Here is a 22,718-nt window from a genome sequence, read left to right as displayed (position 1 = left end):
TACGCGCTAGAAATATCGGTAGAGATATCTTTGCAGGATTAAAAAATATTGTCGGAGGAGAAATTGAGGAGTATACCAGGCTACTTAATTCTTCTGGTGTATTTGATATTGAGAAGAATCAAAATCAAAAAAACAGAAGATTTTGAAAAAAGAGATCATTAACTACTAATAATTAAACAACTAATACATTGAAGGAATTATTTGACATAGCATTCTCGCAGGTAAATATGGTATTAACCATACTGATGATCTTACTAATTTTGTATTGGTTGTTCACAATGATCTCAGGAATTGATTTTGATCTCGATTTGGATGTAGATATTGATATAGAAGTCGATGCAGATGTGGATCTGGATATAGACGCAGATAGTAATATTGAAGGCGGAAATCTCGATTTTGAGGATATCGCAAATACCGAAGTCAATAAAGAAGATATCATTGGGAAAAGAAGAAAACCCCTAAAATGGTGGCAAATCCTATTAATTTATTTCAATTTTGTTGGATTACCCTTTATGTTCACGTTTACCTGTTGGATATTTATCTGGTGGTTATGCACAACCATAACAACTAACCTGACGCACAGTTATGACAGCAATTTTGGATTCATTTTCTTTCTTGGTGCAATCATTCCTTCATTATTCATAACCAAAGTTTTTACAACTCCTTTTAAAAGTTTTTTTAAAAACCTGAATAAAGATGGAGATGCACCCATTGATTTATTAGGTAGAAAAGGAATTATACTGTCAACAGTTTCTAAAGACAAAATGGGTTCAGCAGAAGTAGTTGTAGACGGAAACCCAATGTCAATCTATGTAAAATCATTAAATGGAGAGCAAATAAATTATCATCAGAAGATTTTAGTTATTAAACAATCAGATGATAAAAACTTCTATTATGTACAATCATATAACGATTAAAATAATGAAGCAGAATCAAAAATAACAACTAATAAACACTACACTATTATGACAGGCATTTTACCTTTTATTGGCATCGGAATAGGCTTGATTCTATTCTTAATCATTGTATACTTTGCGATCATCGCAATGTTCTACAAAAAAATACCCCAGGGACAAGCACTTGTGCGAACCGGATTCAAAGGCACACAAGTAGCAACAGATAAAGGACTATATGTTGTTCCTGTATTTCACAGAGTAGAAATCATGGACATCTCTGTTAAGAAGATTCAAATCGAACGTTTAGGTGGTGACGGGCTGGTTTGTAAGGATAATATGAGAGCTGATATTAAGGTAGCCTTTTTTGTAAGAGTAAATAGTGATGTAGATTCTATTAAAAAAGTTGCACAGACTATTGGTTGTGAACGAGCTTCAGAAGTATCAACATTAGAAGAATTATTTGAAGCCAAATTCTCAGAAGCTCTAAAAACAGTAGGAAAGAAATTTCAATTTACCGAGTTGTATGAAGCACGACGTGAATTCAGAGATGAAATCGTAAATATTATAGGTACAGACCTTAATGGATATACTCTGGAAGATTGCGCGATTGACTACTTAGAACAAACACCGGTTTCTTTCTTAAAAATGGACAATATATTAGATGCAGAAGGTATCAAAAAAATTACTGAATTAACTGCTGCGCAAAATATGAAAGCTAACCTTATCAAACGTGATGAGGAAAAAGTAATCCGTAAACAAGATGTAGAAGCGCGTGAAGCAATTCTTGAGTTAGACAAGCAATTAGCCGAAAAAGAAGAACAACAGAAACGTGAGATTTCTAATATCAAAGCACGTGAAGAAGCAGAGATTCTAAAGGTATCCGAAGAAGAAAGACTGAAATCTGAAACAGCTCGTATCTCTACAGAAGAAAAAGTAAAAGTTGCTGAAGAAAATATGCAACGTCAGATCATTGTTGCAGAGAAAAATAAGCAACGTACCGATGCTGTAGAAACGGAAAGAGTAGAAAAAGACAGAATGTTAGAAGCTACAGAACGTGAACGTATCGTTACACTAGCTCAGATAGAAAAAGAAAAAGTAGTAGAAGTAGAGAAGAAAAACATACAGGATGTAATTCGTGATCGTGTTACCTTAGAAAAAGGTGTGGTAGAAGAGCAAGAAAACATGAAAGATATTGAAGCTTTTAAAACTGCAGATCGTGAGAAACAAGTAAAAATCACCATTGCAGAGGCAAATGCAGAAGAGGCATTAATCGCAACCATAAAAGCTGCAGAAGCTCAAAAAGAAGCTGCTAAACAAAAAGCAGAAGAGATTAATATCGAAGCATTAGCGCATAAAGAAGCTAGCGAAAAAGAAGCCGCTGCAAGAAAAACATTAGCAGAAGCAAAAGCAAAAGAAGAAGCTACCATTGGTATGTCTGAGGCTCAGGTAATGCACGCAAAAGCAGAGGCACACGAACGTCAGGGAATTGTAGAAGCATCGATTATTGAGAAAAAAGCCAAAGCCGAAGCCGCTGGTATTTCTGCTAAAGCGGAAGCCTTAAAAGAAGAAGGATTAGCAGAGGCTGAAGTGATCAAAGAAAAAGCATTAGCTGATGCAGCTGGAATCGAAGAGAAAGCAGAAGCAATGAAAAAACTTGATGGTGTTGGTAAAGAACACGAAGAATTTAAACTACGATTAGATAAAGAATTACAAGTAGACTTAGCGCATATCAACATCCAAAAAGAAATTGCAGATGCACAAGCTGAAGTAATTGGAGAAGCACTGAAAGCTGCTAATATTGATATTGTAGGTGGAGAAACTATGTTCTTTGATCAAATAGTTGGTCAAATTACTAAAGCCAAAGGTATTGATCGACTTGTAAAGCATTCAGATAATATCCAGGATGTAAAAGATGCAATCTTAGGTAGTGATGATGTAAAAGGAAATCTTTTGGAAAAAGTAAAAGAGTTTGCTGCCAAATACGGGATTTCTTCAGAAGATATTAAGAACCTTACTATTGCTAATATTTTGATGGATTTAAAGCAAAAGTCTACCGATGATGAAGAAAATAATTTGTTTAGCAACCTCTTTAATCTGGCAAAGGGATTAGGATTATCTGATAAGAAACTGAAATAACATTCAAAAAAGAGTTCTCCTCCTTATCAAGGAGGAGAATGAATTCCGAAAAGCGGAAGAAAGAGGAGGTTAGAAATCCACAAAACTTTATGAATACAATCATAAAAATATTTTTAGACCCATAAAAGTCAATCCCAGAAAGTCTTGAACTCTCTTTGGGGTAGCGAGCGATTGACCAGATGGGATTTGTTTAACTTTTAAATACGGTTTACTATGGGATTTGGAGGAGCTCAGGGAATGATAATTTCCTTGAAAAATAATAACAGGAGAAATAAACGAGAAACTTTTGATGGATGAACCAGTTCTGATAAAGAAAGTAATAGAATAAAAATAGAACCTGTTTCTGAAGAAATTCTAAAAGAAATTAGAAATAAGATTCAGAAGCAAAATCGAATAACTACTATCAAAATTATAGCAGTTATCACAATTGGCATCATAACAACAACTTGCTTGTTATTCTAAAAATCATCGAAATATAAATTATAAACTTGAAAAACGTATGGGTGCAATTTCAGGAATGAACATTTCGATGAAGAATAATAATCGAAGAGTCAAGAGAGAAGCTTTTAGTCATATCACAGGAGAATCTGATGCAGAGAGCAAAGGAATTATAGTGGAACCAGTTTCAGAAGAAATTCTAAAAGAAATTAGGCTGAAAATAGATCGGCAACAAAAGGCTACAAAAAAAAGAAACATCATTATTGTAATTATCAGCTTGTTACTATTAACCTTTATTTTATGGAGAATAATACTACATTTTCAGAATAATCCAGAAATTAGTTTTAGTTCCTATAGGTAGCTAAAAAAGAAAAGAATTATGAATAAAAAAATTTAGGATTAATAGCAACACATTAATCCTCTCCTCAAAGATGAGAGGAATTTTTAACAACTCTAACTAAAACCTAGGGTATCAACTATGGAAGAAACCAATACAAACAACATACAACTAGACGGAGGAACTTATGAGATTATCCAGAATCGTTTGCAAAAGCAAAAAGGAGAACTTCTAGATCGTCTGGCACAATTAAATGAAGCTAGAAAAGAAGTATTTGGCAGTGTAGAAACCAAACTCATTGCTAATAACCGAATCAATACAGTAAACAACTGTATTGCCAGAGATATTATTACTATTGGTCAATATTGTCTTTTTGGGTATAATGTCCATTTTGGATTGCGCACAGCGATTACACTAGATGATGTATTCAGTATCTATACATATACAGATAATCACTTTGTTAGCAAAAAACTAGACCTTATCCAGGATACCGTATTTATAGATGATTTTACCAACCTCTATAAATATTATCGCAATACTATCTTTTCTAAGTTTGCCATCGTTGGCAACTATCTGCATATGGTATTTCAGCTCAGCGAAAGTGTTACTGACATCAAAACTTTTAAATGGTTAATAAATGAAGGCACACTTACCTATGTAGACAATCGTAGTGAACACGAATTTAAATTCCCTAAACAATATGAGTTTGAGTGGACAGAAGTAACTCGTGATATGCATCGGTATGGAGCACATCCCCATATTTCGATATTAGATAAAGTATTTGTAGAAACTATAGGAGGAGATCTTACTATAAAAATAGAAGATAATACTGACGATGGAAAAGGAATTTATGATGAGGCAGTAACACACGTAGATCAAACATTAGACGATGGGCAATATCGTTATGCCAATCTAGGAAACCTCATTGCGCTCGAGATCAAACCTTTTCAGGAAGCTCCACGCTATTTTGTATATAATCATAAAGTGCAGGAAGTCAAAAAAATTGAATGCATTAAGGATGCTTGTGTACTTTTACCTGATGATCAGGGAATCATGTATCCCAATGGATATTACTTGCAGTCCGGAGAAGTTAAATTATTTACCAATGAGGTGAATGATGTCAAGTTTCAGGAAAAAATAAGCTCCCCAAATGGAGAAGACTTTTTGTATGTTTTTTATGAAAGTAAAAAAGGCTTATACACCTTAATGTCCTACAATGTTATTGAGCAGGAAGTCAAAACACCTATCATCTGCAATGGATTTACTATTCTGGAAAATGGTGAACTATGCTATTTTAGAACCGAAGATGAACAAACAAAACACCATGTCATCCAGATCTGGCAAACACCATTTCTAAAAGGTAACGAAATTCCATCCGAACATACAGATACATTATTGTATAAAATTGGAAATAAGGATATCGTAAAAGCTATGGCAGAATGCCATGCATTAATCACGCTACTTAACAAAGAGGATAATTATGATGGTCTATATGATGATCTTACTGCCTCCTCTAATGATATTATAGATAGTTATTATTGGATAAGAGAAGAAGACACCTGTCGATTAGATATCCCATTAGGCGAAATTAACAATGCCGCCAATGCAGCAATTGATGAATTCGAGAAAGTAGTTCAACTGCGTAAAACTGCTACCAATGTTACCAAGGAAACAAAAGTGACAGCAGAAACCATCTTCAATAAGATAAAAAGCAGTTCTTTTAAATCTATAGACGACTTTGTACAGGTTTTATCACAATTAAGAACATTACGGGGAGAAGTTATTGGACTCAATGATATTAGATATATCGACCTACAATTCATTACCAATCTTGAAACTGAAATTGCCGAACAAACTGATAAAATTTCGCAACGATGTGTTCAATTTCTGCTAGATGAAAAAGCGCTCCTGCCCTATCATGCCAGAGTAGCAGAAAAACAGATCGTATTAGATACTATAAAAAAGGTTATTGAGGCAAAAAAACTGGAAGATGACGTCAATCAGATCGCCAAAGACCTGGAAATGCTAATTGATATTATTTCTAATCTACAGATCGAAGATACTTCACATTCTACCAGAATCATAGATAATATATCTTTGATTTTTGCAACTATCAATCAACTCAAAGCAGGGATTAAGAATAAAATAAAGTCCCTGGGCAGTAAAGAATCCAGTGCAGAATTTGCTGCCCAACTAAAACTGGTGGATCAGAGTATTATCAATTATCTTGATATCGCCAATACCCCAGAAAAAACGGATGAATTATTAAATAAAGTATCCGTCCAGTTAGAAGATCTCGAAGGTCGTTTCGCAGATTTTTCGGCATTTATTACTCAGATCATAGAAAAGCGGGAAGAAGTATATAACGCTTTTGAAGCTAGAAAAAACAGCCTGATCGAAGCTAGAAACAAAAAAGCAGTTGCCTTAGAAAATGCCGCAAATCGCATATTAAAAGGGGTAACAAAAAAAGCATTGAGTTTTGGTTCTGTCGCTGATATCAATGGATATTTTGCAGCTGATCTTATGATCAATAAACTTCGGGATATCATCTCCGGATTACTAGAGCTTGATGATGCCGGCAAAGCAGAAACTATAGAAACAGCTCTAAAAGTCGCCAAAGAGGATGCTACACGAAAACTAAAAGACAAACAAGATCTATATGAAGATGGCGAAAATATTATCAAATTAGGGAAACATAAATTTGGTGTCAACAAACAACCATTAGATCTCACTATACTTTATAAAGACAAAACATTACAATACCATCTGACAGGAACCGATTTTTACCAGGAAATCAATAATGAAATTTTACTGGAATCAAAAAAATACTGGGATCAGGAGCTGGTTTCAGAAAATCAGGAAGTATATCGATCCTCCTATTTAGCTTATAAAATTTTTAGGAGTTTTCATACGAATCCTTTTCAGGTACAATCATCCAACACATCTGATAAAAAAGAATTTGACAAACATAACCTGACGTTAATGTCTGAAGAAGAACTACTGGATCTTGTAAAATCCGAAAGCAGCAAGAATTATGCAGAAGGATATATCAAAGGAGTTCACGATGTAGATGCTTCCAAAATTCTACAAGTCTTGGTAAGCAAAGATCACAATCTGGGATTATTAAAGTATAGCCCAATATCCCGATCCTATGCACAATACTTTTGGCATAGTTTAGATACAGAAAAGAAAACATACTGGAATGGTATTATAAAAGCTTCGGGAGCGGTTTTAGAAATTTTCTCTGATAGTACCGAGCATCAAACCATACTTTCTGATTTAGAGAAAGAAATCTATACTTCTGAAATTATAATTGCATTATCAGAACAATATAAAATTCGACAAACCACGTCAGAGAATAAGAATTCTGATATTGTACTAAATCTATCTAAACAAATAGCTATCTATCTTTTTGAAGAGCTTCAAAGTGATGATATATTTTGTATTAGTCAAAACGCCCACGAGCTATATGATGCGTTTTTATCAACATTAGACAAGAAAAAAGTGTTGATTAAGTTTAAGAAATCTGTATCATTATCCAACAATAGAACCCAGAAAGATGTAATTAATCTTGCTCTTCAATGGGTAACTGCTTTCCTCAAGTCACACGATCCGGAAAAGATTGAATATGCTCACGAAATTGTCTGTATCCTATTGTATAAAAAAGAAGCTGTATCAGAAATAATTCATATAGACCCTTTTCAAAATATTAAGGGCTTAAAAGGAAGTCATCAAAATATACAAGAAGGCAATTTTGAGTTTAACTATCATCTTTTCATCAAAAAACTATCTGAATTTGCAACCATAGAAGTTCCTGCTTTTGAGCGGTATCGGGAAGCAAAACACACAGTGACCGAAGCATTAAAAGAAGACCTAAAACTAGAAGAATTTAGACCCAGAGTATTATCTTCTTTTGTACGTAATAAATTAATTGATCAGGTCTACCTGCCTCTTTTTGGTGATAACCTGGCAAAACAATTAGGAAGCGTAGGCGATACTAAGCGTACTGATAGAATGGGTATGCTATTATTAATATCTCCTCCCGGATATGGTAAAACAACGTTGATGGAATATATGGCGAATCGCCTGGGGCTGGTATTTATGAAAATTAATGGTCCAGCCATAGGTCATGAGGTAACTTCTGTAGACCCAATGGCAGCTCACAACTCGGCCGCCAGAGAAGAACTCAAAAAATTAAACCTCGCCTTTGAGATGGGTAATAATGTAATGCTATACCTGGATGACATACAACATTGCAATCCGGAATTTCTACAAAAATTCATTTCATTAGCCGATGGAACCCGTAAAATTGAAGGAGTCTATAACGGAAACCCTAAAACTTATGATCTGCGGAGCAAGAAATTCTGTGTGATTATGGCCGGAAATCCATATACAGAAAGTGGAGACAAATTTCAGATTCCAGACATGCTGGCTAATAGAGCAGATATCTACAACCTGGGAGATATAATTGGTGATACAGCAGATCTATTTAAGCTAAGTCTGATCGAAAATGCATTGACTTCCAACCCTATACTACATCAGTTAAGCAGCAAGTATTTTGAAGATATCTATGGCCTGATTGCAATGGTAGAAACCGGTGTTCAGGAAGGTATAGAATTAAAAGGAAATCATACGAAACAAGAGATTCAGGAATATCTGGCTGTATTAGAGAAAGTAGTGACCATAAGAAATACAATCATGCATGTAAATGCTACTTATATAAAATCTGCCGCCATGGAAGATGCTAACAGAACTGAACCTTCGTTCAAGCTACAAGGGTCTTATCGCGATATGAGTAAATTAGTGGCAAAGGTGGTTCCGATTATGAACGCTACAGAATTACAAACTTTGCTCCTATCGCATTACGAAAATGAATCTCAAACCCTAACCAGTGCAGCAGAAGCAAATCTTCTGAAATATAAAGAACTTACAAATAGTATAACAAAAGAAGAAATCACCCGATGGGAAACTATCAAGGACACTTTTATAAAAAATAATAAGCTAAAAGGTTTTGGAGATCAAAACGAAATGGCACAGGTACTGGCTCAGATGATGCAGTTTAGTGAACATTTATCAGGAATTCAGGAGGTATTAAAAAAAGGGTTAGAGAGATAAATCAGTTTCCTTGAATAGTAGCGAAATTATTAATACCATTTGTTGTCTGAATTCATTGTAATCCTTTTGGTAGTATCAGTGATGAAAGTTTATTGAAAATTATTCATTCTACATATTGTATTGAAGATGAATACAATGCTCTCATCTTGAGTAGTGGTTGTCAACCGAAAAGTTTGGCTTCTGAACTATAATGAAGTAGTTTAAACTTTCTTGATTCTGGTTTTAAAATACTCTAATAAAAATCAACTATTTTTCGTTTCTATAAAAATAAAATTATGACATAGCCTACGCCCTTCTTTTTATGCTGAAGCACCAATGAAAAAGAGCAAATCTGAATGGGAAATTTTAATTCAGAAATGGTACTACGATTCAATTCTTTGAAAAATGGGAGAAGCAGAAATGATACATCTTTAAGATATTACACCAATTAATTACTAATTCATAAATTAGAGGCATTTCAATCAAAGAACAAATAATCTAATGCCAAACAAACCAAGAATTAAATTAATCGATGCTCTTAGAGGACTTGCAATTTCTGGTATACTTTTATTGCATCATATAGAACATTTTGACTTTTATGTAAAACCAGACTATACAATCAAATGGCTTGTAAAAGCAGATCAATGGATATGGAACACCTTGTTTGACCTAGTCTCCGGAAAAGCTTTTGCTTTATTCTCTCTTTTATTTGGAATAAGTTTTTGGATCATACATGAGAATCATAAGGAGAGAAATCAAGAATATTTTTACAGGCATTTTTGGCGAATGATTATACTCATGCTGATTGGCGGGATACACTTGATCTTTTTTAGAGGAGATATTTTGATTATGTATGCTCTTTTAGGCTTTCCTCTTATATTTTCTAAATATTTAGGAAATAAAAGTTTGATCACCATTGCTGTAATCCTTTTAGTAAACCCGCTGTATGTGTACAATTTGATCACTTATGTCATGAATTGGGATGTATACGACTTTAGAGTAGCATATCCCGAAATAAAAATTGAAGACGTATTAAAGGCAGGAACATTCAAAGAGGTTTTGAAAATGAATTTCATGTCAGGATATCTCATAACCCTAATTTGGTCCTGGAATGTAGGTAGGTTTTTTACAATTCTTGGATTATTCTATCTGGGAGTATTGTTTAGAAAAACTAAGTTTTTAACTGAGGGAAGCATAAAAGTCTGGTATAAAATAGTAGTCATTAGTATTTTATTCGTATCCTTTTTTAGCTTTCTTAATTTCGTCTGGATACCACAAATTACAGATAGTAACACCTTACAACTTATGAAATCCATGATAGATACGTATGCCAAACTTTCACTTATGTTTTTATTTCTGTCTGTTATTGTAATCTTATGGAGACATAACTCTGGAGAAGTATGGATTACCCAATTTATAAATTTTGGTAGAATGGGATTGACAAATTATGTTTTGATGTCAATAATAGGAAGTGTATTGTATTACAACTGGGGGTTCGGTTTATATGCATCCTGTGGTTCTTTGTTTTCGCTCATTATCGGTCTGGCATGTCTTTGGGGTCAAATGCTTTTTTCCTCCTGGTGGTTGCATAAATACGATCAGGGTCCTCTAGAAAAAGTCTGGAGAAAACTCACCTGGAGAAAAGTAAAATAATAAATAGCAAAATATATAGAGCCAGTCAAAAACTACCCGATTTGGGCAGGTACAATCTTCTGGAATTTTAGTTAATTTGTGTGTTCTACGATTTGTGATTAAAAAATTCGTATAAATTCATTGAATTATTTTTTCTTTATGCAAGGCAAAAAAATCAAGCATAGCTATAGCTACGGTTTATTTTTTAAACGAAGTAGAAAGGAAAAAGAAACGATGAATATGCGAAATTTTTAGTTATAAATCGTATTCCTTAGATCTGATATAAAGGAAGCAGCAATTGTTATTAAAGTTTAGACTCTCTAAAAACAATATAGAGTATTCTTTACATTAACAATTACAAATCAAATAGATAAAAAAGACATAACTCCCGAGTGTCTATAAAACTGATCGGGTTTCATAAATTTTATAAATTCTCAATTATGTTAAAAAACGTTTCAAAAATTAACGGAATTGTACTTTTAGGTAAGTCAGTTCAAAAATCCATAACTGGTAGTTTTAGTGATGACTATGGACAATGCCACACACCTAATTCCTTTTTTTGCGGCATTCCCGGTCATATCTGTTGTCACGGAAACTGTGTTTTACCAAATAGTCCAGTCTGTAATAATCCTTTTTAGTATTACCCTCCGAGGATGGCATAAAAGAATGTAGTGAATAGCTCGTGTCTGGTAGGAAATACAGCTAAATCAAATTTATATCTTTTTGCGGAATTTTGATTTTAGAATCAGTTAATGCTTGAATTTACTGTGAAAGAAAAGTAAGATTTTTTTATCGGTGAATAAGAAAAAACAATCAGAGCAGCGCTATGGTTTATTTTTATTCTGAAAACTGAGGTGAAAAAAGAACATTTTATTCCAATAAATTCAAATGACAAATGGTATAATACGATTTGTGATTAAAAAATTCGTATAAATTCATTGAATTATTTTTTCTTTATGCAAGGCAAAAAAATCAAGCATAGCTATAGCTACGGTTTATTTTTTAAACGAAGTAGAAAGGAAAAAGAAACGATGAATATGCGAAATTTTTAGTTATAAATCGTATAAATAGTTACCAAACTATTTTAAAGAACAATAAAAAAGGGATTGAAATAAGATATCTCATTTCAATCCCTTTTTAAAAAATTAACCTTAACCCCTTAAGGCTATAGTCCAGGATATGTATATCAAAATCCTTTGACTATTCTTTTATAAATTTTAAGGCATGTTTGTTTGTATCATCATTGATAACGATAAAATATACTCCTGCAGGAATTAGCGATATATCTATTGCTTTGTTCTCAGATTGGAGAATATTTACAGAAGAAATTACTTTTCTTCCCACGGTATCATAGATAGTAGCTTTTCCTTTTGCAATTCCTTGCACGACTATAGTATTTTGTGCCGGGTTTGGATAAAGTTTAACTTTTTTGTTGGCTTCTACATCATCTACTGACAAAGTACCACAATCTACAAGTACTTCATCAGGTCCTTCTCCACTTGGTTTTGTGTATGTTTTTGAAAGTACAAATTTATCCATTTCAAAACCATCTTCTCTCAATGAGAAAGAAATAGTATGCACACCAGCAGAAGGAACATCCAAATATATTTTTTGTGCCTCACCACAATGATTTGCATCAGTTCTTTGCTTACTTTCCCAGGTCCACTGATTCTTACCAGTACACCACTGTAATCGTTTTCCGGACTCAGGCCAGGTACCATCAATTCCTACGTGAACACCATTATCCTCTGTTCCTGTAGAATAGGCTCTTACCCACACAAAGTATTTTCCTGCTGAGCTAAATTTTACTTTATAATCAACAATAGTCAACTGACCGGGAACATTAGAAAAGTTTTCTCCAGCCACCAGTTGATCACTATGTGTAACTCTTGTATCTGGTAAGATTTCGAGATATCCACCGCCACTTGCAGCGGTATGATGACTAGGATCCGGATCTGGAGTAGGTGTTGTGGTTCCAGAACCATCTAATACATACCATTTTCTCTTATCAGATTTGGACTGGCTCGCAAAATGTTCTGCTTCTACAGCAACAACACCATTTTCTTCGAGTGCAACACAATCACCATCACCATCTCCTCCTGTTCCATCAACACAAGCAAACTCTAATCCTGTCCAGCGTCCTCTTGAGTATGCTGTGATATCATCTTCTGGAATAGTCCCATTCGTATGAGAATTAAACTCTACTTGTATGGTTGCGCCATTAGCAACAGCGATGTCTTCAAAAACTACTTCTGCCGGTGCATAATCTGTGGTGGTTGTAGGGTTTTGAAAAGTTCCGACAGTAGTTCCGTCTACAACAACTCTATATGTACTCTCTCCATCAAGCTCTGTCAATGTTGTAAGCTTTATATTATAGATCCCTGTTTCTCCGGAAAAACTTCCCTGAGCCGCAGCAAACATATCTTTGTATTGACCTGCATTAATAGCCAAAGCATTTCGAACATCATCTACGTAGGCAGGAGAAAAACCTGCTATTGTAATATTTGGAAAATCCGTAACAGCAGTCATAGTAACAGCATCGCAGTCTCCAGAACCTCCTCCATCATTGCACTCTAGCTCCAGCAATAACGTAGGCGCATTCGAACCTTCTTTTGATGAAAAAGACACATCATTTCCTCCTGTTTGTTTAACAATCAAAGAAATGGTTTCTCCTGCGGTTACTCCAGATAAATTCCATGTATACGATTGTCCCACACTGTAGGTAGTATTTAAAGAACCAATCATTGCTCCTTCTCCAGGTTTATTCGCATCAGAAAGACTGGCCTCTGTCCAGTTATCCGAATTTCCTTTGAACACTTCAATAAGTCCACTCCCACCATCAGAACTTACGGTCATTTGTAGTTTTACTCCTGTAATTACTTCTGTTGTTGAGGGCACATCAAATTGTAAGTAGGATATTCTGTTACCACTTTCTACTCTTAATTCTGCAGAATTAAATAATGTTGTTCCCTGTAAATAGGCATCATGACTTGCTGTTACATTTTCTACATTGTCACAATCTGTTCCGTCAGACTCACCTTTAATCAATGCTACCCAATCATTCGTATCTGGTGCTGATATCGAATTGGTTACAGCTGTTGCTGCACTTAAGCCACCACCGGACCTTGGATTATACCACTGTACTTCCCAGGTTCCAGAAGGCAAGTCAATATTTGTAGATCCTCCGTTTGGTAAATACACAGCATATACTTCCCCAGCTTTTGCAAAAACATAATCATTATTATTAGAAGTAATTCCATCAGAGCTTACCATTTCTGTCATATACGGTTGTAAATATGTATTAAAGAAATTGAGAGCATACCCACCTTCTTTATACTTATTACCTCGTTTTCTGTGATCATTACCATTAATATCTCCGTCATCATCCGTGTAGCCACTATAGTACTCTACTCCTGTTCCACCAGCCATTAATGTAGCCCATAAAACATCTTCTCTTACTCTTTTATCAGAAACTCTAATACCTTCGCCTGCACTACCTTGTTCGTCATTAGCAACTACCCACTTTTTCCCTGCATTTCTTGACTTTTCGAGCCATCTTCTTACATCATTGTGTACTTTACTTTTATTTGTTTGTATAGATGCTCCCGTAAGTTCTGAATTAGATCCTAGTAATGGATTATATCGCTGATCTTGTTGGTCTGGATACGTATGTATTACTATATTGTGATCATAAGGATCTTGTTCTTTTATGTAAGTAGCAGTACTTTTTACAACATTATCAGCAAGTGTTGTTTCTTCTGTAAGATTCCAATTAAGTGCTAAATGATGTCCAAAACGAGCAATTAGTTCTCTATAATATAATTTCCTTTGTCTCCCAAAATCATTTCCATCCATCAAATTATCATTTTCTGTCTCCATGGTTTTAAAATGTAAATAAATACCTTTTTTATCAGCATATTCCATTACTTTCTCCCATTGCGCCATTTTAGAAACATCAAAACGATCTTTATTCACTTTATTCCATTGCTGATTACGAGCAGTATTACTGTACTCTTGCAGAGAAACTTTTAAGGTATGTGGAAAAACTGCTCCACCATCACCACTAGAGTTCCAGGTTAAGAAAGACATTACGTTTGCCCCTTCTCCAGAGAGATAATTTAACATTCCTAAGATCTCGGTTCCTTTTCCATTACCCCAAGTATAAGAGCTTGCATCTGCAGCAACATAATCTTGTTGATGTGGTTGCCACGTTTTACTCCCTATTTTGTTTAAATTATTGTTATAACTAGGTGTCGCATCAAAATCCACATAATTCAATGCATTTTCTGGAGAGTCAGCTCCTGCTTTTACAAACCAGGGACCGTTAGGGTTTTCCGGACTGGTTCCTATGTGTCGTAAGTAATGTTCTCCAACATATTTTAATCTACCGAGATCTTTACTTCTGAAATCTCTTCCTGACTTATCAGACTCTACAACATCAAAAGATCCTGTAACTCCATCCATAAATCCTGCACTAGCTCCACCTCCGTTAATAGCCACATCGGATCCTGTAACGAATTCGGCAGTCCAGTTCCAAGTTCCTGTTTGGCTAGGGCTAAAATGTACTTGCCAAAGATTACCAGAATCACAACTGCTATCTGCCGCATCATCGCAGGCAGCATAAAAACCTGGAACCACATAGGTTAGATTTCCATTTGTAAATGTAACATCCAATCGATAATCAGAAAATGGATTTGTACTTGCTGTTTCTGAAGTAGTAGGCCCCTCAAATGATAAAGTAACCTTATGCCATCGTTTTAGCTCCCCTTCTGGAGTCTGAGCCAAGGCTGTGCAGCCTATTAGCAAGGAAATTAGTAAAAATTTTAGTCTAGTAAAAAAGATCATTGTGTAGTTATTTTTAGATTATTTAGTGATTTCTAATTATGTATTCTTCAAAATTCAAATAGTAGAAATTTTATGACTTCTAAAAAACATAAATCCTCAAAAAAATAGTTCTAGTTAGTTACGTTAAAAGCATCTTCATGGAAACGAAAAATACTACAGCATAGTACCTGTTTCGATTATTTAAATAGTAAGCGTAGAGATCAAGATAGTATTCGTAACTTTACGAGGAGTATTCGATCTCACAATCACTACTTTATTGCCTTTTTTTAAGTAAGCTATACGTTCTCATAATGTATCCAACAGTAGTTTTTTGGAGTTTATACACCCACAAACATACAAAGATACAAGGGAAATTGTACTTATTTTTTATATGATTATTTTAGCTATTGGTATCCACAAGAATAACAACAGTTTGTCCATTTTTTGTTGTCATTATTAGGATCAGTTGTTGTTTGAATTTACTCGATAATCGAGATTTAAATGCTCAGAGGTAGTTTACGTAAAAGAAAAGTACGGTTTTTTATCTTGGTGAATAAGAAAAATCAATCATAGCAGCGCCATGGCATATTCTTGTGCTGAAGCTGAAGTGAAAAAAGGACATGGAATTTCCAGTACATTCAAATAGCAACTAGTAAAAGCATAGAAATCATCTTTATTTTTAATCGTTGTGTATATAATTTCGTTGAGCACAAGTTGAGAAAAACCATAAATATTTTAGAGAATAAAAAGAACCGAATTCATTACCAGTATCTAATATCTGAGAAGGAAAGCTACCTAAACAACATGTCTCTAAAGTGTCTGGTCAGAAATATACCCTGATGTATTCAGGAATTCAATTTGTTTTTATTATTTTTACATAAGCACTTATATAAACACTTATGCAAGATACTTTGCAACAATTAGAAGAACTCGGATTAGGATCACGACTTAATCGATTAAGCGAATACCTAATGAAAGAAACGCAACTGGTATATGATGCCCTACATATAGATTTTGACCCGTATCTTTTTCCCATTTTCAAAATCGTTGCAGATCAGAAAACAACTACTAATTCTGAGATACAGCAACAATTGCAGTATACACAACCTGCAATTACACAAGCACTAAAAAAACTATTCAACAAAGCATTGATCCATTACAAAGTTGATCCTATCGATAAACGAAAAAAGATCGTAAGTCTGACACCAAAAGGTCATAAGACTCACCAGCAAATGATCCCGCTCTGGCAGGTTATTGATACACAAATCAAATGGCTTACCGAGGGTAGTGCCACTAATCTGATCCATCATATCACACATTTAGAAAATCAATTAAGAAAAAAATCATTGAGCACACGCGTTTTGGAAAACCTCGAATAATACCTCAAAAATCTTAGAACCGACCTAATTCTCTCTATAATCTCCTATCACCAAACGTATATACATACTATCAAAAAAAACTGCAATGGACATCATACAAAACATAGAAATCATACCTTTTGATCAAAAATACGCTCAAGATTTTGCAAATCTCAATATCGAATGGTTAGAAAAATATTTTGTTGTAGAACCTCATGATGTGGATCTATTGAAACGATGTAAAGAAACCATTATCAATAAAGGAGGGTACATTTTCTTTGCCAGATCGGGAGCAGAAATTGCTGGAACTTTTTCTCTTATAAAAATTGAAGAAGGAATCTATGAATTAGGAAAAATGGCAGTCTCTCCAAAATTTCAAGGGCAATGCATCGGACAACAGCTGATGACTTTTTGCTTGCAATTTTCCAGAGATCAGAACTGGTCTAAGCTCATTCTTTATTCTAATAGAATTCTGGAAAATGCTATTCATATTTATAAAAAATATGGTTTTATAGAAATTGAACTAGAGAAAAATGCGCCTTACCTAAGAAGTAATATAAAAATGGAATATATTTTATAAGTTAAACTTTCGATTTTCACAATTACACACGACACCCACAACAACAAGAATATAGAAATCGGATTTTAAAGAAAAGAAGACGGCACTATATCTACGCAAACACTTTCAGGGAATTTTTATCATTTATTTAACACTATTACATAATCTCATCAGGAGTATAGTGAGTATTCAAAGAAAGAACGTCAATTTTTAGCTTGATGAAAACCTTAGGTGTTCAAACTTTCATCTAAACTTTAGGAATTCTAAAGATGAAATGTTGATTCTGCCAAAAAAATAATACACTTAGATTTTCTAAAATTATAGGATCTACAGAAATTAAAGTCCTACACTCAAAAAAGAAGAATAATCTCACAAGTAAAGAAATATAATATATCGTATTTTTACATTTTTAGAGCGATTCTTACTTTATAAATAAAGTAAGAATTTCTTATAATATCCGACTTTTGGTACTCTTAAAACCTAAAACGAGTACTATAGTATCGGAAAGAACTAACCCATAACTGATAAAACACTCGTCATGAAAAGACCTGCACACCTTATTAAGAATTTTGCCATCCTTTCCATTAGCACCTCATTATTTTATTCTTGTCAAAAAGATGCTGATATAGAACTAGTAGAAGAAGCTTCTTATCAAAAAAAAATAGAGATGTATGAAAAAAAGATAGAAGATTTAGAGCAGCAATTAGGCAAAACAAATCTTCAGAAATCCAATAGAAGAGGAAGGCCCAGAAACATCATCTCGTTTGGTCAGGCAAAAAAATTATTTAAGAATTATGATCCTATTGCAGACTTAATTAGTCAGAGTGTAGGCACCGATCAAAATGGGGAATCATTTATGACCACCAGATCCTTATTTTATGATATCAATGATTTAAAAGAGTATTTATCCTATATAGAAGAATTATCAAAAGAAGCAGGAGTTGCTACTTCCGGGATTCGATTTTATTTTGGAAGGTATACCGAAGATCATGTCTCTTCTACCGGGAGTAATCGGAATGCCAGACGCCAAACCTTTTTTATAGCCCCTACCACAGAAGAAAAGATCGATGATCATATCGTACATATTGGATATACCATCCAAAAAAATGGAAAAGTAAAGTTTTTGGACAAGGTAAACGGATTCCCACATAGAAGAAACCAGAGAAGTAAAGCATATCAGGACAGTGGTTTTGATTTTGCCAAATCAGGAAATGAAGATGATCCTTTTAGCCTTATTGCTAATAACTTAGGCGCTTCTCCACCAGATTATAATGACTAAAATAGAAATACTAATATTACTAAGAAAAATAGCCTATGGAACTGAGTTTTTAGCTGCAGCGACTGGGCTATTTTTTGTATATAAAAATCAAATTAACGGTTTATTAAAATGGTTTCCAGCTTTCCTTACCTATGTTTTTTTAAATGATATAATAGGACTAAATACAAAACACTTATTCTCTAATTCTAATAATCTAATACTATATAATATATCTACGATAGTTACCTTTGTATTTCTATTTTCTATTTATTATCAATATTCAAAAGAAAAAAAAAATAAGCGTCTCATCGCTATTTTCTTAATTTCTTATATAATTTCTCTTTTTATTTATGGCTTTATAGAAAATTATCTTATTCAGTTACAAAGCATTCCTTTTCTATTAGGGTCATCTCTGCTAATGATTTCGATTATCTTATATTATGCAGAATTGTTAAAAGAAGAATTACTTAAAAACAGATCTAAAGACCTTCTAATCTGGATAGGCGCAGGAATACTTATTTATTACATAGGAATAATACCTTTTCGCCTAGTAAGAGATTATTATGCAAAACTTGATGATTACTCTATACTATTCATTCTAAATGGTATTTTCACCATATTAATGAATATTTGTTTTATTGTTGGTTTTATTATAGTCAATAAAAAATCAATAAAAAAAAAGACTCCCAGATAAAACACCACCGTTAATACCCCTTTTTAGCAAAGGGGTATTATCCCCTATGCTTCTCTTAATCAACCTTTTACCAAAAATGAAAAATAACATAACTCCTTGTTTTTCAGAGGTTTTGTTGTATTTTAACCGTATACAGCATAAAACTGTTTTTTTTAAAGTGCGTGAAGAATTATTTTTAATACCAGTTATCATACTAATTGATAATTCACATACGTAATCATCCTAATAAACCTTTATCAAAAATGAAAAAACAAACAACTATTATCGGTTACATTATAGTCATTGGGTTGACTATACTATTTACACATCTATTCAAGAATTGTTCTGACAAAGATGATGATATCGTTTCAGAAATTCCTTTGTATCCACCAGACGGAGATCCGGAAGAAGTTATAGAACTCTGCAAAGCGCAAAGGTTATTTAAGAATTATGAAAGACGTGCAGACTCCATAGAAGCTTATGAAACAGGAATAAATGAAGCTTTTAGAGCTTCCAGAACCATCACCTTTGAATACCAGGAATTGGTCAATTATTTTAATTTTATCGAACAAATCACAGAGAAAGCAGGGCAAAGAATATCAGGCATACGATTTTTTCTGGGCAAATACCCTTATGACCACCCAAAATATCCCGGCCAGCAAATGCTATTTTTTAATCCTACTATAAAAAATGCTACCAATAATAAAGAAATAATCTATGCGATACGAGAATCCGATGATCAGGCAGAAATTGTTTTGATCAATAACCTCGAAGAATTTGAACTTGATTGTGACGTCGAAGGCAAAACATCAGCCCATAGCAAAGCCGGATTACTGTCATTCTCCAGCTCAATAGTAGATGATGACCTAATTTCTTTACAGGGCCAGGGAGGACAAATAAGCCCGCCAGACAATGATTAATATATAAAACTAATCTGTAAATTTAAAAAGAAATGAATTATGACTACTTTGTTGTATTTTTTAGGGAGTTCTCGACTTTATTCATCGAACTTATTTCTGCAATAATTGGTTCAATTTTTTTTCATAAATACAAGCATACGATATTAAAATACTTTTTAATCTATTTATGGTTTATTGTGTTTATTGAATATTCTGCTTTTATTTCAAGAGAATATTTTGGAGTTAAATACAATGCATGGTTATTCAATTTCTTTTATGTAGTTCATTTCTTATATTTATTTTACACATATTCTCTAGTATTAAATAATAAAAAAAGAAAAAAAATTATAAGCTATTTTGCCATAGGATATAGTATTGTTTTTATTATTAATGGTTTTTTTGAAAATTATATCACAAGATCCCAGACGATACCGTTTATACTAGGTTCTGGTTTTTTGATCATATCTATCATTTTCTACTTTACAGAAGTTTTAAAAAGTGAAAAAGTACTATCAGTAAAAAAGAATTTACTATTTTGGATCAGTGTAGGCTTATTATTATGTTACGCAGGATTTATTCCTTTTAGGATTACCATGAATTATTATGCGGACATGCAAAACATTAATCATTTATATTTAATATTATACGCCTTGATCATCATCTCAAATACTTGTTTTATTATTGGTTTTATATGGAGCGACAGGAAGCAATTGTACTGATTACAAGCTGCATTTTAATAATGCTGATTATAATCATGGTTTTTCTTTTTTCAATTTTTCAAAAAAGAAAAAACAGTTTATTATTAAAACAAAAAGAAGCTGAGAAAAAGTTTGAGCGTGCTATTGCAGAGACACAAATAGAAATCAGAGAAGAAACCCTGCGTAATATCAGCTGGGAGCTGCACGATAATATAGGGCAGCTCCTTACCTTGGCAAAAATACAGATTGAGATAGCTCAGGGAGATCCGGAACAACTCCCAGAGGTTACAGATACAATTACAAAAAGCCTTACTGAGCTCAGGGCACTCTCTAAGCTTATCAATCCAGATGTAATCAAAAGCCTCAACCTAACAGAAGCTATTGGTTTGGAGATCGAACGTTTTAACAGACTGCAATTTATAGAAGCCTCCCTAAGTAGTAATACAGAAATACGCGAACTGGATGACAAAGCAGAAGTTATCATTTTCAGAATATTACAGGAGTTTTTTAGTAATACAGTAAAACATTCTAAAGCTTCTAAGCTACATGTTGATGTCTGTTATGATATCAATAAACTTGTAATCAATGCCAAGGATGATGGTGTTGGCTTTGATATGAAAGACCAATCATTACGCAAAGGCATCGGATTAGGTAATATGCAAAATAGGGCAAAATTAATTGGAGCCAACATTGATATACATTCTAAGGAAAGAGACGGAACTTCTATCACAGTTTCTTATTATTATAAAAACCAAAATGTATTGAATGAAAAAGAAGATATCTGATTTAGCATCGTTATCATAACAAAATAACGTTTCTTTGTCACACCTACAGACATTATATACAGAAACGTAATTGTCCTCAAATTCTTAAAACCAGCACATATAGAACGTTTATACAGGTCTAAAGCCTGTGTATAACCAGTAAACTACCTCGAGGCACGCCAACGAGGCATGTATTGAAAAAAAACATTTCGATTTCGAGGCAAGCCTCGGAGTATTTTAAATCTCGATTATCGAGTAACATATTTTTTTTTGGTAATGTAGTTAACCATGAATACTAAATAACTACTAATAATATTATAATCATATAGTATCATTTTTTAGAAACTAAGAGCGAATGCATTAGAATACATTGTTTTAACTATTTTTGAAATCCGTAACTTATACGAATTAAACAAAACAAACGGCTAAAAAAAGATACTATTCATACAAATATATACTCATGAAATATTCAGTAGTCATCGTAGAGGATCACATTTTACTATCTCAGGCTTTGGCAGGATTGGTAAATGGATTTTCTAAATTTAAGATATTATATCTCTGTAAAAACGGGAGAGAGTTATTAACCCGGTTTAAAGATCCTAAAAACATTCCGGATGTTGTATTGATGGATATTAATATGCCGATTATGAACGGTATCGAAACTACTATTGCATTAAAAGAAGAATATCCAGAGGTAAATGTCCTGGCACTTTCTGTAGAAGAAGATGAAAAAACCATCTTAAAAATGCTGAGAGCCGGAGCTAAGGGATACCTGCTAAAAGATACTGAAAAAAGTATTCTCGAGAATGCTCTGGTCGAAGTACAGGAAACAGGATTCTATCACACAAAGGATGTTACAAATTTACTGCTAAGCTCATTAAACCCTAAAAAAGAAAATAAGATCGTCTTAAAAGAACGGGAAATGGAATTCATAAAACACGCCTGTACCGAAAAAACATATAAAGAAATCGCGAGTGATATGTGCCTCAGTCCTAAAACTATAGAAGGCTATCGAGATGCTATCTTCGAAAAGTTAAACCTAAAAAACAGAACCGGATTAGTAATCTATGCAATAAAAAATAAAATATTTGTCCCCTAATTTTTTAATATCGATACATTATTATGTTTTAAAATGGCTATCTTTTCAGCATA

14 protein-coding genes and 1 pseudogene are annotated in these 22,718 nt (G+C 33.5%); 14 read left to right on the top strand and 1 reads right to left on the bottom strand.

All coding sequences use genetic code 11. The features are described from left to right. Nucleotides 1–5: 5 nt before the first annotated feature. From F0000_RS28190 to F0000_RS03080, 7 genes and pseudogenes are all read left to right on the top strand, one after another. Nucleotides 6–146 (top strand): annotated as a pseudogene (locus F0000_RS28190) (heavy metal-binding domain-containing protein); the annotation flags it as partial. A 99-nt stretch (nucleotides 147–245) separates the two neighbouring features. Then, a complete protein-coding gene (locus F0000_RS03105; protein ID WP_188112013.1) occupies nucleotides 246–917 on the top strand; it encodes a hypothetical protein in 672 nt (223 codons plus the stop codon). 48 nt (nucleotides 918–965) lie between these two features. Continuing rightward, entirely contained in the window at nucleotides 966–3,032 is a 2,067-nt protein-coding gene (locus F0000_RS03100; protein WP_149623241.1) for a flotillin family protein, read from the top strand. Between the two features lie 499 nt (nucleotides 3,033–3,531). After that, a complete protein-coding gene (locus tag F0000_RS03095) occupies nucleotides 3,532–3,831 on the top strand; it encodes a hypothetical protein (RefSeq protein WP_149623240.1) in 300 nt (99 codons plus the stop codon). A gap of 117 nt (nucleotides 3,832–3,948) precedes the next feature. Continuing rightward, on the top strand, nucleotides 3,949–8,922 hold the full coding sequence (locus F0000_RS03090; RefSeq protein WP_149623239.1) for a DNA repair ATPase: 4,974 nt from the start codon (nucleotides 3,949–3,951) through the stop codon (nucleotides 8,920–8,922). 480 nt (nucleotides 8,923–9,402) lie between these two features. Next, entirely contained in the window at nucleotides 9,403–10,554 is a 1,152-nt protein-coding gene (locus tag F0000_RS03085) for a DUF418 domain-containing protein (RefSeq protein ID WP_149623238.1), read from the top strand. A gap of 419 nt (nucleotides 10,555–10,973) precedes the next feature. Beyond that, entirely contained in the window at nucleotides 10,974–11,171 is a 198-nt protein-coding gene (locus F0000_RS03080) for a hypothetical protein (protein ID WP_149623237.1), read from the top strand. Between the two features lie 562 nt (nucleotides 11,172–11,733). Here the strand turns inward: F0000_RS03080 and F0000_RS03075 are convergent. Next, nucleotides 11,734–15,378: a DUF5060 domain-containing protein gene (locus tag F0000_RS03075; protein ID WP_149623236.1), complete on the bottom strand. Its 3,645-nt coding sequence runs from the start codon at nucleotides 15,376–15,378 to the stop codon at nucleotides 11,734–11,736. 878 nt (nucleotides 15,379–16,256) lie between these two features. Here F0000_RS03075 and F0000_RS03070 point away from each other — a divergent pair. The 7 genes from F0000_RS03070 (at nucleotide 16,257) to F0000_RS03040 (ending at nucleotide 22,665) form a co-directional block, all read left to right on the top strand. Further along, a complete protein-coding gene (locus F0000_RS03070) occupies nucleotides 16,257–16,736 on the top strand; it encodes a MarR family winged helix-turn-helix transcriptional regulator (protein ID WP_149623235.1) in 480 nt (159 codons plus the stop codon). Nucleotides 16,737–16,821: 85 nt separating this feature from the next. Then, on the top strand, nucleotides 16,822–17,295 hold the full coding sequence (locus F0000_RS03065) for a GNAT family N-acetyltransferase (RefSeq protein WP_149623234.1): 474 nt from the start codon (nucleotides 16,822–16,824) through the stop codon (nucleotides 17,293–17,295). Nucleotides 17,296–17,812: 517 nt separating this feature from the next. Then, entirely contained in the window at nucleotides 17,813–18,553 is a 741-nt protein-coding gene (locus F0000_RS03060) for a hypothetical protein (RefSeq protein WP_149623233.1), read from the top strand. Then, on the top strand, nucleotides 18,546–19,226 hold the full coding sequence (locus F0000_RS03055; RefSeq protein ID WP_149623232.1) for a hypothetical protein: 681 nt from the start codon (nucleotides 18,546–18,548) through the stop codon (nucleotides 19,224–19,226). The genes F0000_RS03060 and F0000_RS03055 overlap by 8 nt, the downstream gene beginning before the upstream one ends. Before the next feature lie 242 nt (nucleotides 19,227–19,468). Next, nucleotides 19,469–20,125 carry a hypothetical protein gene (locus tag F0000_RS03050; protein WP_149623231.1) on the top strand — a complete coding sequence of 219 codons (657 nt, stop codon included), beginning with the start codon at nucleotides 19,469–19,471 and terminating at the stop codon, nucleotides 20,123–20,125. A 733-nt stretch (nucleotides 20,126–20,858) separates the two neighbouring features. After that, complete coding sequence (locus F0000_RS03045; RefSeq protein WP_255452602.1) at nucleotides 20,859–21,587, top strand: sensor histidine kinase; 729 nt, start codon at nucleotides 20,859–20,861, stop codon at nucleotides 21,585–21,587. Nucleotides 21,588–22,026: 439 nt separating this feature from the next. After that, nucleotides 22,027–22,665 carry a response regulator transcription factor gene (locus F0000_RS03040; RefSeq protein ID WP_149623229.1) on the top strand — a complete coding sequence of 213 codons (639 nt, stop codon included), beginning with the start codon at nucleotides 22,027–22,029 and terminating at the stop codon, nucleotides 22,663–22,665. Nucleotides 22,666–22,718 lie beyond the last annotated feature (53 nt).

Source organism: Aquimarina sp. RZ0, from assembly GCF_008370685.1.
GTDB lineage: Bacteria > Bacteroidota > Bacteroidia > Flavobacteriales > Flavobacteriaceae > Aquimarina.
Note: the sequence above shows the minus strand (reverse complement) of the source record. Positions and strands in the feature narration are given on the sequence as shown.

What these genes read in the sequence shown, in the direction of transcription:
- F0000_RS03050 (WP_149623231.1), top strand. Translation starts at nt 19,469, where the DNA reads ATGAAAAAACAAACAACTATTATCGGTTACATTATAGTCATTGGGTTG.
- F0000_RS03055 (WP_149623232.1), top strand. Translation starts at nt 18,546, where the DNA reads ATGACTAAAATAGAAATACTAATATTACTAAGAAAAATAGCCTATGGA.
- F0000_RS03090 (WP_149623239.1), top strand. Translation starts at nt 3,949, where the DNA reads ATGGAAGAAACCAATACAAACAACATACAACTAGACGGAGGAACTTAT.
- F0000_RS03095 (WP_149623240.1), top strand. Translation starts at nt 3,532, where the DNA reads ATGGGTGCAATTTCAGGAATGAACATTTCGATGAAGAATAATAATCGA.
- F0000_RS03105 (WP_188112013.1), top strand. Translation starts at nt 246, where the DNA reads ATGATCTTACTAATTTTGTATTGGTTGTTCACAATGATCTCAGGAATT.
- F0000_RS03040 (WP_149623229.1), top strand. Translation starts at nt 22,027, where the DNA reads ATGAAATATTCAGTAGTCATCGTAGAGGATCACATTTTACTATCTCAG.
- F0000_RS03045 (WP_255452602.1), top strand. Translation starts at nt 20,859, where the DNA reads ATGGTTTTTCTTTTTTCAATTTTTCAAAAAAGAAAAAACAGTTTATTA.
- F0000_RS03080 (WP_149623237.1), top strand. Translation starts at nt 10,974, where the DNA reads ATGTTAAAAAACGTTTCAAAAATTAACGGAATTGTACTTTTAGGTAAG.
- F0000_RS03085 (WP_149623238.1), top strand. Translation starts at nt 9,403, where the DNA reads ATGCCAAACAAACCAAGAATTAAATTAATCGATGCTCTTAGAGGACTT.
- F0000_RS03065 (WP_149623234.1), top strand. Translation starts at nt 16,822, where the DNA reads ATGGACATCATACAAAACATAGAAATCATACCTTTTGATCAAAAATAC.
- F0000_RS03100 (WP_149623241.1), top strand. Translation starts at nt 966, where the DNA reads ATGACAGGCATTTTACCTTTTATTGGCATCGGAATAGGCTTGATTCTA.
- F0000_RS03060 (WP_149623233.1), top strand. Translation starts at nt 17,813, where the DNA reads ATGAAAAGACCTGCACACCTTATTAAGAATTTTGCCATCCTTTCCATT.
- F0000_RS03075 (WP_149623236.1), bottom strand. Translation starts at nt 15,378, where the DNA reads ATGATCTTTTTTACTAGACTAAAATTTTTACTAATTTCCTTGCTAATA.
- F0000_RS03070 (WP_149623235.1), top strand. Translation starts at nt 16,257, where the DNA reads ATGCAAGATACTTTGCAACAATTAGAAGAACTCGGATTAGGATCACGA.